This is a genomic window from Dyella sp. CR10, from assembly GCF_055814425.1.
Genome location: NZ_CP185986.1, coordinates 172,430 through 187,046, shown reverse-complemented (window position 1 = coordinate 187,046; position 14,617 = coordinate 172,430). Strand labels below are relative to the sequence as shown.

Below are 14,617 nucleotides of genomic sequence, written 5' to 3'. Positions count from 1 at the left end.
TCGTCAGCGCTCCCGAATGACCCGCGCCGGGATCCCGGCGATGACCTGGTTGCCGGCGAACGATTTCGTCACCACCGAATTGGCGCCAACGATGACGCGGTCGCCCAGCACCACGCCATCGCGGATGAACACGTTGTCACCGATCCAGCAGTCGTCGCCGATCACGATGTCGCGCTCCAGATGGCGCAACGGACCCTCGGCATTGTTGGTGGGCTTGGCCGGATCGTGGGTCAGCGCCTTGATCGACACGTTGTAGCCGATCGCGCAGCCGGACCCGATCACCACGTGCGAACCCGGTCCGCAGGACAGGTGCGCCTGGTTGAGATAGCTGTGCTCGCCGATGTGGAAGTTCTCCGGCGGTCCGATCAGCTTGCTGCCCAGCCCTACCGTGGCCGACGCCGCCACTCCCGGATAACCGCGCAGCCGCCGCGCATGGCTGCGGCGCTGGGCCCAGTCCACCGAACCGCTAATGCATCGGGCGAACAGGTCGATCACGGTGTCCACCTCGCCGGCACTGCGGCAAGATCGTCGGCCATCATGGCGGTCTGCGCGTCGGACAGGTACGTGCGCTCGGCATGGAGCGATACGCCCTTGCCAACATGCGAGCCTTCGTCGACCCGGGGGCCTTCGTCGACTTTCGCGCTGGGATGTTGGTAGTAGGCCATGATTGCCTCAGCCGGCCTTGCGTTTGAAGAATGGGTGGTATTCGCCGCGCCGGCCGATCGGGGCGGCGTGGCGGATATCCAGTACGGTGGCGATGGCGCAACGGTTCTCTTCCAGCCCGAAACCGCGACCAGCCAGGATTTCCTGGTAGCTGCGTGTATGCAGGTCGGTGAAGCCACCGGAGAACTCGATCTCCTCGCCGTCCACCGTGATCGAGCGATAGCTGCGCTGGCCGGCCAGGCGTTGCGCGGCCGGCATGTCTCCCACCTCCGCCGAGAGGAACCAGCGTACGCGGGCGTGCTCGTATTCGAGATAGCCGCCGGCCTTGGTCTCGGTCAGCTGGTGCACCACGTTCTGCTGCAGCTCGCCGAAAATGAAATGCAGCATGTCGAAGAGATGCACGCCGATACTGGTGGCGATGCCGCCGAACTGCTTGGTGTCGCCATTCCAGGACTGCAGGTACCAGTGGCCGCGCGAGGTGACGTAGGCCAGGTCCACCTCGTGGCGGACGGCCCGCCTGGAACTGCGCACCTTTTCGCGCAGCGCGACGATCGGCGGATGCAATCGAAGCTGCAGGATGGTATGGATCCGGTGGCCGCTGTCCCGCTCGAGCTCCTGCAGGCCGTCGATATTCCACGGATTGAGCACCAGCGGCTTCTCGCAGATCGCATCGGCGCCGGAGCGCAGGGCGAAACGCATGTGCGAGTCATGCAGATAGTTGGGCGAGCAGATCGACACGTAGTCCGCGCGCTGCGGATGGCGGGCGCGGCGCAGCTTATCCACGTGACGGTCGAAGCGCTCGAACTCGGTAAAAAAATCGGCCTCGGGGAAATAGCTGTCGATCACGCCAACCGCGTTGTTCGGATCGTAGGCTGCTACCAGCTTGTTGCCGGTGTCGCGGATGGCCTGCATATGGCGCGGAGCGATATAACCGGCGGCGCCGATCAAAGCGAAGTTCTTCATCAAGCGGCTCCTGCGATCGCCGCGACCGGAGCCGCGACGGCATCATAGGTCAGATACCACTTCACGAAAGCGGCCACGCCCTCTTCCACCGACACCGTCGGCCGGTAACCCACCGCGGCGGCGAGGCTGGACACATCCGCCTCCGTCGCCGGCACGTCGCCGGCCTGCAGCGGCAGCAGTTGCAGCGTCGCCTTGCGGCCCAGGCATTGCTCCAGCACCTCGATGTAGCGCAGCAGTTCCACCGGACGCTCGTTGCCGATGTTGTACAGCCGGTACGGCGCCACCCCGCTGGTGGCCGGGTCCGGATGACGGCCGTCCCACGACGCATCCTTGCTCGGCACCTGGTCCAGCGTGCGCACCACTCCTTCGACGATGTCGTCGATGTAGGTGAAGCTGCGCTTGTGCCGCCCCTCGTTGAACACCGGGATCGGCTCGCCGGCAAGGATCGCCTTGGTGAACAGGAACAGCGCCATGTCCGGCCGACCCCATGGGCCGTACACCGTGAAGAAGCGCAGCCCCGTGCACGGCAGCCCGTACAGATGCGCGTAGCTGTGCGCCATCTGCTCGTTGGCTTTCTTGGTCGCCGCGTACAGCGTCAGCGGATGCTCGGCCGAGCGGTGCTCGGAGAACGGCAGGTCCGTGTTGGCGCCGTACACCGAGCTGGTCGAGGCGAACACCAGGTGCTGCACGCCGTGATGGCGGCAGCCCTCCAGCACGTGCAGGAAGCCGGTGACGTTGCTGCTCACGTACACATGCGGGTTGGTCGCCGCGTAGCGCACGCCCGCCTGCGCGGCCAGGTGCACCACGCGCTCGGGCCGGTGCTGCGCGAACAACCGCTCGATCGCGTCGCGGTCGGCCAGGTCGGCGTGCACGTGGGTGTAGCCCGCGTGCGCCTGCACCCGCGCCAGCCGCGCCTGCTTCAACGACACGTCGTAGTAGTCGTTGAGGTTGTCCAGCCCGATCACCTCGTCGCCGCGCGCCAGCAGCTTCAGCGCCACGTGCGATCCGATGAAGCCGGCCGTGCCGGTCACCAGCACTTTCATCACAGCCTCCCGTCCACCGCCTCGCGCGGCAGCACGTACTTCACGTCGTAGACCACCGAGGCGGGCTTGCCCAGCGCGCGGATGCCCGCCCCGCCCAGCGCGGTGAACTCGCGGTGGCCCACCGCCACGATCACCGCGTCGTACGCGCCCTGCGCCGGCGCGCCGATCGGTTCGAGCCCGTACTCGTGCGCCGCCTCGGCCGCGTCCACCCACGGGTCGTGCACGTCCACCTGCGCGTTGTAGCCGCGCAGCGCCTGCACGATGTCGATCACTCGCGTGTTGCGCAGGTCCGGGCAGTTCTCCTTGAACGCCAGGCCCAGCACCAGCACCTTCGCCCGCACCGGGTTGATGCCCTTGCGCACCATCAGCCGCACCACCTCGCCGGCCACGTACGGGCCCATGCCGTCGTTGGTGCGCCGCCCCGCCAGGATCACGTCCGGGTGGTGGCCCACCTCCTGCGCCTTATGGGTCAGGTAGTACGGGTCCACGCTGATGCAGTGGCCGCCCACCAGGCCCGGGCGGAACGGCAGGAAGTTCCACTTCGTTCCCGCCGCCTCCAGCACTTCCAGCGTGTCGATGCCCAGCTTGTTGAACAGCATCGCCAAGTCGTTCACCAGCGCGATGTTCAGATCCCGCTGCGTGTTCTCGATCACCTTCGCCGCCTCGGCCACCTTGATGCTGCTGGCCCTGTGCGTGCCGGCCGCGATGATGCTCGAGTACAGCGCATCCACGTAGCTGGCCGCCTCCGGCGTCGAACCGGAGGTCACCTTCAGGATGCTCGTCACCCGGTGCTGCTTGTCGCCCGGGTTGATCCGTTCCGGGCTGTAGCCGGCGAAGAAATCCTGGTTGAACGTCAGGCCCGAGCCCGCCTCCAGCAGCGGCACGCACACTTCTTCCGTGCAGCCCGGATACACCGTCGATTCGTACACCACCACGTCGCCGCGCTTGAGCACCTTGGCCAGCATCTCGCTCGCCCGCACCAGCGGCGTCAGGTCCGGCCGCTTGGCCGCGTCGATCGGCGTGGGCACCGTCACGATGTACACGTTGCGGTCGCGCAGATCCTCCAGCGCAGCGCTATAACGCAGCCGCGTCGCCGAGGCCAGCTCCGACGCCTCCACTTCCAGCGTCGCGTCCTTCCCCGCGCGCAACTCCTCCACCCGCGCACCGCGGATGTCGAAACCCACCGTGTCGTACTTCTTGCCGAATTCCACGGCCAGCGGAAGGCCTACATAGCCCAGGCCGATCACGGCGATCTTGGCATTGATCACTTGCTGCATCCGATCTTCCAGTTGGTGACGGTCCGGCGGTTCGCCTTGTCAAAGGACCGTGAACGAGGGGGAGCCTTGCGGCCTTCGATGCACGTCGAGTCGGCTAATGTGGCAAGTATTTCTTTACTGCGGCCTGAAGCGAAACAACTTGCCGATGCGCATTCTCAATAGAGCGAAACGCGTCAACGTTTAGCCGTCCAAACGTCCAAATATTCGCCCATGCTCTTGACAGGATCATGAAGCTGGCTGGCGGAATTCACGACGCGTATCGCAAATTCCGTCCAACGAACATCACGCGGCATTCACTCACGTGCCGTTCTTGTACTCGTAATAGCCGTACGAGTAGTAGCCGCTGCTGCGGCGCTCGACGGCATTGAAGATCGCGCCCTTGATCTCCACGCCGTTCTGCGCGAACCGTTGCCGCGCCAGCGCGATCTCGCGCGCCTGGTTCAGACCGAAGCGCACGACCAGCAGACTGGTGCCGGCCATATGGCCGATGATCGAGGCGTCGGTCACCGCCAGGATCGGCGGCGTATCGATCAACACCAGGTCGTAGCGCGGGATCAACTTTTCCATCAACTCGGCGAAGCGCGGATTCATCAGCAGCTCCGACGGGTTGGGCGGCACCTTGCCGCGCGCGATGTAGTGCAGGTTTTCCAGCGCCAGCAGCGGACGCACGGCGGCATCAATGTCGATCTGGCCGGAGATCAGCTCGGACAAGCCATTATTGGGTCGGCCGCCCATGACTTTATGCAGCGAACCCTTGCGCATGTCGCCATCGATCACCAACACGCGTTGACCGGCCTGCGCGATTACCGCAGCGAGGTTGGCGGATACGAAGGTCTTGCCCGCCTCCGGACTTGAGCCGGAGATCATCAAGACGTTGTTCTTGGCCTCCATCCGGGCGAAATGCAGGCTGGTGCGCAGGCTGCGCAACGCTTCGGTCGCCAGGTCGGTCGGCGAGCTGACCGCCAGCAGGTGATGCCTGCCGTCGCCGCGCGCGCGATCAGTGAGGCCGATCTCGCGCTCGGTCGGACTGACCGGAACCGAGGCGTAGACCGGCAGGCCGAGCTGCTCGATGGCGGCCGGCTCCTCGACGCCGCGATTGAGCATCTGGCGCACGAACACCAGGCCCAGCGCGAGGAAGGCGCCGACGAAGGTGCCGCCGAATACCACTATCACCTTCTTCGGCTTCACCGGGCTGGTGACGTCCACTTCGGCGTTGTCGACGATATGCACGTTGCCGACCTTGCCGGCGCGCGCGATGTCCAGCTGCTGCGCCTGGTTGAGCAGGCCCGTATAGGTCTGGTTGCTCACCTCGACGTCGCGGGTGAGCTTGAGCAGTTCTTGCTGAGTGTCGGGCAAGTCGCCGACCTGCTTGTTCATGTCGGCTTTCTGCTGTTCCAGCTGGCCGATCTGCTGCATCAGTGCGCGATATGCCGGATGCTGCGGCGTGAAGCGGCGCTCGATGTCCGCCTGCTGCATCCGCAACTGCTGGATGTTGGTCTCGACCGCGACGCTCTGGTCGAGCAAGGCTTTGGTCTGCATGGTGATGTCGACCGATTTGGCCTGGATCTGGAAGGCATTGAGCGCGGCCTGCGCGCGATCCAGATCCTGCCGCACCTTGGGCAGCTGTTCCTGCACGAACTTCAGGCTGTTGGCGGCCTCGGCGGCGTTCCACTCCACGTTCTGGCGCACATACCACTCGCTGACGCGATCCAGCAGCGCGGCGGCGAGCTTGGGACTGGCGTCCTGGTAGGACAGGCCGATGATGCCGGAGTCCTTGCCTTTCTCAGTGGCCTGGATGGCCTGCTGCAGTTGATTGATGGTGGTCAGCGCACGCTCGCGCCGCACATCGAAGCGCGTGCCCGGATTGGCCTTGAGCGAACCGACCTGCAAGGTCACGCCCTTGCCGGTCGCGATCTGCCCGGCCGCGCCTTGCAACAGCTCATCGCCATCCGGATCGAACAGCGTGTAGTTGCCATTGTCCCCGGCGACTAGGCTCATGGTCTTGCCGAGCAGGTGATCGGGCACTTCGATGCGCTGCAGATCCAGCTTCGAACCGCCCCAGTCGTAGCGCGCGAAGCCAAGCCACGGTGTCGCTATCTCACCCGGGTGCGACGTGGCGAAGCGCCTCGCGATGCCGGTGCCGACCAGCGGAAAGTGGCGCGGCGACACCATGATGTCGAGCTTCAGGTCATCCACCGCCTTGCCGATCACCGCGCGCGAAGTGATCAGCGCGATCTCGGTGTTGGCCTGCGAGTTGGAGGCGCCCAGCGTCTGGCTGAGCGCACTGATACCCGGCAGTTCGGGCACCTTCTGCTCCACCTGCACCATCGCGTCGGCCTGGTAGATCGGTGTGGCGAGCAGCGCATAGGCGAGGCTGCAGGCCAGGAACAGGCCGGTGATCGAGGCGATCAGCCATTTGTTGTCGACGATCGTGCCGAGAATCGCACCTAAGTCGAGTTCGTCGTCGTTGCGCTGGGTGACAGGTCGGGGATCGGTCATGAGGACGCCGCTTTGGAGAAAGAGGGAGCGAGGTACGGCAGCCAGCGCGCGATGGCCTGATCGATCAGTCCGTAGACATGTTCGAAGGCCGGCCGCGACTGCCCGTACGGATCAGGAATTTCCCTTTCCCCCAGCCATTTGCCGAGGAGCATCACCTTGCCGCTGACTTCCGGCGCGATGCGCGCGATGCGCGCCGCGTGGGTCTTTTCCATCACCAGCACGAGATCGGCCTCGCGCAGCATCGAAGGCTGCAGCTGGCGGCCGCGGTGCGCACTGCCGTCGATGCCTTTCTCGCGCAGCAACGCCGCCGCGGTGGCATCCATGGGATGGTCTTCGAGCGCGCCGAGACCGGCGCTCGAGATGGTCGCCTGAGCAGTGTCCAGGCGATGCCGCAAGAGATATTCGGCGGTGGGGCTGCGGCAAATATTGCCCACACACACAAGCAAGATGCGTTCGAACACAGCGTTGCCCGACTCTACAAAAGAATGTGGAGGCCGCATCCAAGCGAGCCTGACACCGACATCCCCCTGTTTCGTCTAACCAACGTTGCCGGACGAAAACCAGACCTATCCTAGAGAATATTCCGGCTCGATGGCGAGAATCGCGTCGCGAATGTTGCATAGCCGTACAGCCCGCGTTCGGGGACGAGCTGTACGCATCGACATTTTTTTACATGTCTAAATACGACAAGAGCCCGCGTTAGCGAGCTCTTGCGTGACGGTTTCGTGTAGAACGCGTCGAATGTCTCACGTCTTCTGTGGCGCAATGCGCTGTTCGATCGCGCCGAAGATCGATGCGCCGGCATGATCGGTGACATCGATGCGCACCGTGTCGCCGTACTTGAGGAACGGCGTGCTCGGCTTGCCATCGCGCAGTGTCTCGACCGTGCGCTGCTCGGCCAGGCACGAAGCCCCCTTGCCGGTATCTTCGTTGGCGATGGTGCCGGAACCGACGATGGTGCCGGCGACCAGCGGTCGCGTCTTCGCCGCGTGGGCGACCAGCTGCGCGAAGTTGAACTGCATGTCGACGCCGCATTCGGCGGCACCGAACCATGTACCGTTGATCCATGTACGCATCGGCAGATGCAGCTTCTCGTCGCGCCATGCATCGCCCAGCTCATCGGGCGTGACGAACACCGGCGACAAGGCCGAACGCGGCTTGGATTGCAGGAAGCCGAAGCCCTTGGCCAGCTCGGCAGGAATCAGGCCGCGCAGCGAGACATCATTGACCAGACCGACCAGTTGGATGTGACCGGCGGCCTGCGCGGGCGTCGCCGCCATCGGCACGTCGTCGGTAATGACGACCACTTCGGCTTCCAGGTCGATGCCATAGTCCTCGCTCGGCACCACCACCGGATCGCGCGGCGCAAGGAAGCCCGCGCTGGTCGCCTGATACATCAGCGGATCGACGTAGAACGACTCCGGCACGTCGGCGCCGCGCGCCTTGCGTACGCGCTCGACGTGCGGCAGGTAGGCACTGCCGTCGACGAACTCGTACGCGCGCGGCAGCGGCGCGGCCAGCGCATCCATATCCAGCGCGAAGGCGCCTTCGGCCTGGTCGGCATTGAGTTGTTCGTAGAGCGCATTGAGCCGCGGCGCAACGCGGGACCAATCGTCCAGTGCGGCCTGCATGGTCGCCGCGATGCCCGTGGCCTTCACCGCCACGCCCAGATCGCGGCTCACCACGACCAGGGTGCCGTCGCGACCGCCTTCCTTCAGACTGCCAAGCTTCATTCTCTGCTCCGTGTGCTGCGCGTCAGCCGCAGCCTTCGACGTAATCGACCTGCGGGGGTACGCCCACGCGCCATTTGCTTACCTTGCCGTCGGCGCCGATCGCGAAGACGGCGGCCGCTCCCCCCTCGCCGCGCACGCGGAAGGTGCTTGCAGCGGGATCGTACTTGTCCGGGAACGTTTCGCCCTTGTCGCCGTAGAGACGAACCAGCTCGCTCTTGTCCATGCCGACCTTGCCGCCGCCCGGCGCGGTCTCTTTCGCCGTAGCGACGTCGTAGCGGACGAACTTGCCCTCCTCGAACATGAAGCCGAGGTCGGGCGGGGTCTTCACCCATGCCGGGTAGAAATAGGCGCAGGTGGAACCCGTCGCCGGACGCTGCGTCTTCAGCTCACCGCCCCAGGCCTGCCGGAACGCCGCCTCGTCCATGCCGAAACGCATGTCGCCGAACCCGGCGAACGCGGCCTGCCCTGCTGGTGCCGCGGGTGCTGGCGCGGCCGGAATGGCCGGAGCCGCAGTGGACGCTGCCGGAGCCTGGGCAACCGGAGCGGCGGGCTCGTTGCCGCCGCAGGCCGTCAGTCCGGCGGCCAGGAGAACGGCGAACAGGGGACGATGCAGGCTCATGGCGTCAGTCCTTGTGGAAGTGCTTCCGTATACCTTGCCAGCACTCGTAGTAACCGCGCTGCAACTGCGGCGCCTCGAGCGCCTGGCGGGTCGGGCGAATCACCTTGCGCGTCTCGAACATGAAGGCCATGGTGCCGGTCAGGTGATCGGGCTTGTCCAATGCCGCGTTCGTCGCTTTCTCGAAACTCGCCGCATCGGGACCATGCCCACTCATGCAATTGTGCAGGCTGGCGCCGCCCGGCACGAAGCCGCCTTCCTTCGCGTCGTAGGCGCCTTCGATCAGCCCCATGAACTCGCTGGCCACGTTGCGGTGGAAGTACGGCGGGCGGAATGTGTGCTCGGCCACCAGCCAGCGCGGCGGGAAAATCACGAAATCGATGTTGGCCGTGCCCGGGGTGTCGCTGGGCGACGTGAGCACGGTGAAGATCGACGGGTCCGGGTGGTCGACGCTGATCGAGCCGACCGTGTTGTATCTGGTGAGGTCGTACTTGTACGGCGCGTAGTTGCCGTGCCAGGCCACCACGTCGAGCGGGGAGTGATCGATCCTGGCAGTCCATAGCGAACCCTGGAACTTGGCGATCAGCTCGAACTGGCCTTCGTCTTCCTCATAGGACGCATGCGGCGTCAGGAAATCTCGCGGCAGGGCCATCGAGTTGGCGCCGATCGGCCCCAGGTCCGGCAGGCGCAGCAGCGCGCCGAAGTTCTCGCAGACATAGCCACGCGCCGCGCCGTCGGGAAGTTCGACCCGGAAGCGCACGCCGCGGGGAATCACCGCGACCTCCAGCGGGCTCACCTCGAGCACGCCCAGCTCGGTGCACAAGCGCAGGCGCCCCTGCTGGGGAACGATCAGCAGTTCGCCGTCGGCGTCGTAGAAGAAGCGGCCCTGCATGGAGCGGTTCGCCGCATATATATGTATGCCGCAGCCGGCCTGCTCGGCCGGGCCGCCGTTGCCCGCAAGAGTGACCAGCCCCTCGACGAAGTCGACCGGCGCCGCCGGCAGCGGCCAGGGGTCCCAGCGCAGCTGATTCGGCGTGACGGGCGCTTCGTCGAAGCGGTTGTGGAACCGGGCATGCGCGTGCGGCTCGAACGGCTGATGCACCGCCGCCGGCCGGATGCGGTACAGCCAGCTGCGCCGATTGCTATGCCGCGGCGCAGTGAAGGCCGTGCCTGAAAGCTGTTCGGCATACAGGCCATGCGCCACGCGCTGGGGCGAGTTCTGCCCTTCGGGCAGCACGCCGGGGACCGCCTCCGTGGCGAATTCGTTGCCGAAGCCGGACTGGTAGCCGTTGGTTTCCATTGCGCTTCACTCTTGGCGGATCCTCCCCCTCCCACGCGGAGGGGGCCAGGACGAGTATGGAACGCCCGGGGCGGTGGGGCCTCGGGCCGTGACGAGCGGAGTGCGGCTTACAGCACGCCGCGGCGCATCTGATCGCGCTCGATCGACTCGAACAGGGCCTGGAAGTTGCCTTCGCCGAAGCCTTCGTTGCCCTTGCGCTGGATGATCTCGAAGAAGATCGGGCCGATGTTGTTTTCGGTGAAGATCTGCAGCAGCTTGCGCTGCTTGGTCTCCGGATCGGCGTCGATCAGGATCTTGTTCTTCGCCAGGCGCGGCACATCCTCGCCGTGGTTGGGGATACGCAGGTCGATCACGTCGAAATAGGTATCCGGCGTATCGAGAAAGGCCACGCCCTTCGCACGCATCGCTTCGACGGTGTCGTAGATGTTGTCGGTGAAGCAGGCGATGTGCTGGATGCCTTCGCCGTGGTAAGCGTCGAGGTACTCGTTGATCTGCGACTTCGGATCGCTCGATTCGTTGAGTGGGATGCGCACGATGCCGTCCGGCGCGGTCATCGCCTTGGACACCAGGCCGGTCTTGGCGCCCTTGATGTCGAAGTAGCGGATCTCGCGGAAGTTGAACAGGCGCTCGTAGTAATCGGACCACTTCTGCATGTTGCCGAAGTAGAGGTTGTGCGTGAGGTGGTCGATGAAGGTCAGACCGAAGCCGACCGGGTTCTGCTCGGCGCCCGGGATCGGCGCGAAGTCGCCATCATAGATGCCGCCCTTGTCGCCGTAGCGGTCGACCAGGTACAGCATGCAGTCGCCGATGCCCTTGACCACCGGCGCGTTCACCGCCTTGGTCGCTTCCTTGTCGCCCACTGCCTCGCCGCCATTGGCCAGCACTTTGTCGTACACCTCGCCGGCCGGCTTCTTGAAGCGGATGGCGAAACCCGCGGCGCAGGGGCCGTGCTTGGCGGCGAAGTCGGCGGCGAAGGAAGCCGGGTCTTCGTTGACCAGGAAGTTCACGCCGCCCTGGCGGTACACCGTGATCGGGCGGCTCTTGTGCTTGAGCACCGCGCTGAAGCCCATGCGGCCAAACAGGTCGTGCAGCTCGCTACCTCGACCGGCCGGGGCGGCGAATTCGACGAATTCGAAGCCATCGATGCCCATCGGGTTCTCGAAAGTGGTCACCTGCATGCCAAGATTGGGCTGCGCGCTCATACGGGGAATCTCCTGGGTCGATGCCTGGGGGTGCGAACGGGTTCTGCCGGCCGCCTAGCCTGCGACGGGCCGCATAAGTCCAGCGTTATAGTTACACATGAAACCATTTGCAAGGAGTGGTGCAGCAGTGCCCGCCGAATCCAAACCCGACCACGCCCCGCTGGAACTGGAACGCTTCCTGCCCTATCGCCTGTCGATCCTGTCCAACACGGTCAGCCAGGCCATTGCCAACGACTACCAGCAGCGCTTTGACCTCAGCGTCACGGAATGGCGGGTGATGGCGGTGCTGGCCCGGTTCGATGGCCTGTCCGCCCGCGAAGTGGCCGAGCGCACGGCGATGGACAAGGTGGCCGTGAGCCGCGCACTGGCGCGGCTGGTCGATGCCGGCCGGGTCCATCGCGGCACCTATGAGGGCGACAAGCGCCGCTCCGTACTCAGTCTCAGCGAGGCCGGCTGGCAGGTGCACGACGTGGTCGCTCCCATGGCGCGGGCGCGCGAGCGCGAAGTGCTGGAGAAGCTGGATGCCGAGGAACGGGTCTGGCTGGCGCGGATCCTGGACAAGCTGCTCGGGCCGCCGGTACCGCCGCGCAGCGCGACATCCGAGGAACAGGCCAGCGTGGCCTGAACAAGGAAAAGGCGGCTTGCGCCGCCTCTTCCCGCCTGCATTGCCGGCCGCTTACTTCACGCCGTGCATCAGCCGGTTGATCAGTGGCGCCACCCCCAGCAGGATCAGCGCCGCGCCGGCGAGCAGCCAGAAGCTGAAGGTGAAGCCGCTCAGGGCCGAGGCCACGGTCATGCCAGTCTCGCCGCTGACGTGGCTGGCGAAGATGCCCGACAGGTTGTTGCCAATACCGGTGGACAGGAACCAGCCGCCCATCGCCAGGCCGACCAGCCGGCTGGGCGCCAGCTTGGTCACCATCGACAGGCCGATCGGCGACAAGCACAGCTCGCCCACGGTCTGCAGCACATAGACCAGCACCAGCGGCCAGAACGGGATCAGCCCGCTGCTGTCGACCAGGCTCGACAGCGCATACATCAGCACGATGAAGGCCAGCGCGTTGCCCAGCAGGCCGAAGCCGAACTTGCGCGGGATGGACGGCTCCAGCTTGCGCTTGTCCAGCCAGCCCCACACCAGCGACATCAGCGGCGCCAGCAGCACGAGAGCCAGCGGCGCGACGGACTGGAACCAGCCCACCGGGAACTCCCAGCCGCCGAACATCTTGCGGTCCACGATGTTTTCGGCGAGGAAGTTGAACGAGCTGCCGGCCTGTTCGTAGAACATCCAGAACAGCACGTTGAATACGAAGATCACCAGCATCGCGATCACGCGGTCTCGCTGTACCTTGCCCTCGCGGATGCCATCGATCATCAACATCACGCACAGGCCCACGAACAGGATGCTCAGCAGCCACTGCAGCACCACCGCGCCGGCCTTGGCCATCACCAGGTACACCAGCGGGATGGCCACCAGGCAACCGATCAGCACGTAGACCACGCGCATGCGATTGGCCTGCTCCGGCAGCGGGCGGCCCACGCCCTTGAGCTGGCGGCGGCCGACCCAGAACCACAGCAGGCTGATCAGCATGCCGATGCCCGATGCCAGGAACACCAGCTTGTAGTTCTGCTGCATCGGGGTATCGGTGAAGTAGCTGGCCAGCCAGCCGGTGAGCAAGGGCGACGCCAGCGCGCCGGCGTTGATGCCCATATAGAACAGCGTGAAGCCGCGGTCGCGGCGCGGATCACCGACGCCGTAGAGCTGGCCCACCATCGAAGAGATATTCGGCTTGAACAGGCCGTTGCCGACGATCACCGTGGACAGGCCCAGCAAGAAAATCTGCTCGTTCGGCAGCATGATCATGAACAGGCCGGCCGACATCACCACCGCGCCGACCAGGATCGAGCGCTGGTAGCCGATCACCTTATCGGCCACGTAGCCGCCGAATACTGCCGCCGCGTAGACCAGCGCCAGGTAGGCGCCGTAAGTGCGGCTCGCGAAAGCCTGGCCGGTGGGACTGCCGCCGAAGAACTCCGCCACGATGTACAGCGTGAGCGCCCAGCGCATGCCATAGAAGGCGAAGCGCTCCCAGAACTCGGTCATGAACAGCATCCACAGGGGACGCGGGTGGCCCATCGTTTGCGGGTAATCCGGCACCGCGGGCGCCGTGGTCGTGGTGGTGGTGTCGGTCATGCGTTCCCCTTGTCGTGCTGGGTGGAGGCTGATCGGCACGTCGCGTGCGGATCGGGATACAAAACGGCAGACATGTAACCGGCCGGGGCCATGGGCGTCAAATGCGGCGCAATATTCTGCGGATCCGGGGCGACAAGGCAGCCGAAGGCGGGCGGCGCAAAAAAAGCGGTCTTCCGGCGAATTTGTTCCAGGCTGCCTTGCTTAAGGTGGCGCCCTTCGGCGGCATCAGGTGCCCAGCACCGTCCGCACGTCCAGCAGCTCCGGGAAAAACTCCAGTTCCAGCGCCTTCTTGAGAAAGGCCACGCCGGACGAGCCGCCGGTGCCGCGGCGATGGCCGATGATGCGCTCGACCGTCTTCATGTGGCGGAAACGCCACTGCTGGAATTGACCCTCGACATCCACCAGCTGCTCGCACATGTGGTACTCGGGCCAGAATTCCGCGCGATTCTCGTAGATGCGCTTGAACACCGGCAGCAGGCCTTCGTGACGCCGGTGCGGCTGGCTCCAGTCGCGCGCCAGCAGTTCGGCCGGCACCGCGTGACCGCGCCGCGCAAGATAGGCGAGGAATTCGTCGTAGAGGCTGGGCGCTTCGAGCACCCCGCGCAGCGCCGCCTGCGCGGCCGGGTCATAGGCGAACACCGCCAGCATCTGCTCGTTCTTGTTGCCCAGCAGGAACTCGATCTGCCGGTATTGCAGCGACTGGAAGCCCGAGGACGAACCGAGAATGTCGCGGAATTCCAGGTATTCCGACGGGGTCAGCGTTTCCAGCACGCCCCACTGCTCGTACAGCTGCCGCTGCACCTGTTTGACCCGGGCGAGGATCTTCAGGCACGGATCGATGTCATCTCTTCGCAGATGATCGATGGCCGACTTCAATTCGTGAATGATCAGCTTCATCCACAGCTCCGCCACCTGGTGCTGCACGATGAACAGCATCTCGTCGTGGTGCGGCGGCTGGCTCAGCGGCTGCTGAGCGGACAGCAATGCATCCAGCCGCAGATAGCCCCCGTAGGTGAGCCGGCCCTGCAGGTCGGTCTCGATGCCGGCTTCCAGGTCGCGCCGATTGTCCGTCATGGCATTCCGAAGGCGGGAAAAGCAGCCATATTACCTGCCTTTAACGCAAGCCCCCTAAC

At 65.2% G+C, this 14,617-nt stretch carries 14 protein-coding genes; 1 reads left to right on the top strand and 13 read right to left on the bottom strand.

What is annotated here, in order from left to right:
* Positions 1-3 precede the first annotated feature (3 nt).
* From ACNR9O_RS00890 to hppD, 11 genes are all read right to left on the bottom strand, one after another.
* Positions 4-495 carry an acyltransferase gene (locus tag ACNR9O_RS00890; RefSeq protein WP_473683860.1) on the bottom strand — a complete coding sequence of 164 codons (492 nt, stop codon included), beginning with the start codon at positions 493-495 and terminating at the stop codon, positions 4-6.
* On the bottom strand, positions 492-665 hold the full coding sequence (locus tag ACNR9O_RS00885) for a hypothetical protein (RefSeq protein WP_473683862.1): 174 nt from the start codon (positions 663-665) through the stop codon (positions 492-494). Before ACNR9O_RS00885 ends, ACNR9O_RS00890 begins: the two co-directional genes overlap by 4 nt.
* Positions 666-672: 7 nt before the next feature.
* Entirely contained in the window at positions 673-1,626 is a 954-nt protein-coding gene (locus ACNR9O_RS00880; protein ID WP_473683864.1) for a Gfo/Idh/MocA family oxidoreductase, read from the bottom strand.
* Positions 1,626-2,669, bottom strand: coding sequence for an NAD-dependent epimerase (locus ACNR9O_RS00875; protein ID WP_473683866.1), 1,044 nt, complete (start codon positions 2,667-2,669; stop codon positions 1,626-1,628). Before ACNR9O_RS00875 ends, ACNR9O_RS00880 begins: the two co-directional genes overlap by 1 nt.
* Complete coding sequence (tviB, locus tag ACNR9O_RS00870) at positions 2,669-3,946, bottom strand: Vi polysaccharide biosynthesis UDP-N-acetylglucosamine C-6 dehydrogenase TviB (protein WP_473683868.1); 1,278 nt, start codon at positions 3,944-3,946, stop codon at positions 2,669-2,671. The genes ACNR9O_RS00875 and tviB overlap by 1 nt, the downstream gene beginning before the upstream one ends.
* Positions 3,947-4,243: 297 nt before the next feature.
* A complete protein-coding gene (locus ACNR9O_RS00865; protein ID WP_473683870.1) occupies positions 4,244-6,445 on the bottom strand; it encodes a polysaccharide biosynthesis tyrosine autokinase in 2,202 nt (733 codons plus the stop codon).
* A complete protein-coding gene (locus ACNR9O_RS00860) occupies positions 6,442-6,906 on the bottom strand; it encodes a low molecular weight protein-tyrosine-phosphatase (RefSeq protein ID WP_473683872.1) in 465 nt (154 codons plus the stop codon). The genes ACNR9O_RS00865 and ACNR9O_RS00860 overlap by 4 nt, the downstream gene beginning before the upstream one ends.
* A gap of 285 nt (positions 6,907-7,191) precedes the next feature.
* On the bottom strand, positions 7,192-8,178 hold the full coding sequence (locus ACNR9O_RS00855; protein ID WP_473683874.1) for a fumarylacetoacetate hydrolase family protein: 987 nt from the start codon (positions 8,176-8,178) through the stop codon (positions 7,192-7,194).
* 22 nt (positions 8,179-8,200) lie between these two features.
* Positions 8,201-8,797 (bottom strand): hypothetical protein, encoded by a 597-nt coding sequence (locus tag ACNR9O_RS00850; protein ID WP_473683876.1) that lies wholly within the window; start codon positions 8,795-8,797, stop codon positions 8,201-8,203.
* Positions 8,798-8,801: 4 nt separating this feature from the next.
* Positions 8,802-10,094 carry a homogentisate 1,2-dioxygenase gene (hmgA, locus tag ACNR9O_RS00845; protein WP_473683878.1) on the bottom strand — a complete coding sequence of 431 codons (1,293 nt, stop codon included), beginning with the start codon at positions 10,092-10,094 and terminating at the stop codon, positions 8,802-8,804.
* Positions 10,095-10,201: 107 nt separating this feature from the next.
* A complete protein-coding gene (gene hppD / locus ACNR9O_RS00840; protein WP_473683880.1) occupies positions 10,202-11,296 on the bottom strand; it encodes a 4-hydroxyphenylpyruvate dioxygenase in 1,095 nt (364 codons plus the stop codon).
* A 97-nt stretch (positions 11,297-11,393) separates the two neighbouring features.
* Between hppD and ACNR9O_RS00835 the strand changes: the two genes are divergently transcribed.
* A complete protein-coding gene (locus ACNR9O_RS00835) occupies positions 11,394-11,921 on the top strand; it encodes a MarR family winged helix-turn-helix transcriptional regulator (protein ID WP_473700692.1) in 528 nt (175 codons plus the stop codon).
* A 51-nt stretch (positions 11,922-11,972) separates the two neighbouring features.
* On the opposite strand, the gene ACNR9O_RS00830 is transcribed toward ACNR9O_RS00835, so the two are convergent.
* Both ACNR9O_RS00830 and ACNR9O_RS00825 read right to left on the bottom strand, forming a co-directional pair.
* Positions 11,973-13,484: a peptide MFS transporter gene (locus tag ACNR9O_RS00830; protein ID WP_473683884.1), complete on the bottom strand. Its 1,512-nt coding sequence runs from the start codon at positions 13,482-13,484 to the stop codon at positions 11,973-11,975.
* Between the two features lie 225 nt (positions 13,485-13,709).
* On the bottom strand, positions 13,710-14,558 hold the full coding sequence (locus ACNR9O_RS00825) for a tryptophan 2,3-dioxygenase (protein ID WP_473683886.1): 849 nt from the start codon (positions 14,556-14,558) through the stop codon (positions 13,710-13,712).
* Positions 14,559-14,617 lie beyond the last annotated feature (59 nt).

Excerpts from the sequence above, each read along its gene's own strand:
- tviB (WP_473683868.1), bottom strand. The coding sequence starts at position 3,946 with ATGCAGCAAGTGATCAATGCCAAGATCGCCGTGATCGGCCTGGGCTAT.
- ACNR9O_RS00835 (WP_473700692.1), top strand. The coding sequence starts at position 11,394 with ATGAAACCATTTGCAAGGAGTGGTGCAGCAGTGCCCGCCGAATCCAAA.
- ACNR9O_RS00885 (WP_473683862.1), bottom strand. The coding sequence starts at position 665 with ATGGCCTACTACCAACATCCCAGCGCGAAAGTCGACGAAGGCCCCCGG.
- ACNR9O_RS00880 (WP_473683864.1), bottom strand. The coding sequence starts at position 1,626 with ATGAAGAACTTCGCTTTGATCGGCGCCGCCGGTTATATCGCTCCGCGC.
- ACNR9O_RS00855 (WP_473683874.1), bottom strand. The coding sequence starts at position 8,178 with ATGAAGCTTGGCAGTCTGAAGGAAGGCGGTCGCGACGGCACCCTGGTC.
- ACNR9O_RS00850 (WP_473683876.1), bottom strand. The coding sequence starts at position 8,797 with ATGAGCCTGCATCGTCCCCTGTTCGCCGTTCTCCTGGCCGCCGGACTG.
- ACNR9O_RS00830 (WP_473683884.1), bottom strand. The coding sequence starts at position 13,484 with ATGACCGACACCACCACCACGACCACGGCGCCCGCGGTGCCGGATTAC.
- hppD (WP_473683880.1), bottom strand. The coding sequence starts at position 11,296 with ATGAGCGCGCAGCCCAATCTTGGCATGCAGGTGACCACTTTCGAGAAC.
- hmgA (WP_473683878.1), bottom strand. The coding sequence starts at position 10,094 with ATGGAAACCAACGGCTACCAGTCCGGCTTCGGCAACGAATTCGCCACG.
- ACNR9O_RS00875 (WP_473683866.1), bottom strand. The coding sequence starts at position 2,669 with ATGAAAGTGCTGGTGACCGGCACGGCCGGCTTCATCGGATCGCACGTG.
- ACNR9O_RS00865 (WP_473683870.1), bottom strand. The coding sequence starts at position 6,445 with ATGACCGATCCCCGACCTGTCACCCAGCGCAACGACGACGAACTCGAC.
- ACNR9O_RS00825 (WP_473683886.1), bottom strand. The coding sequence starts at position 14,558 with ATGACGGACAATCGGCGCGACCTGGAAGCCGGCATCGAGACCGACCTG.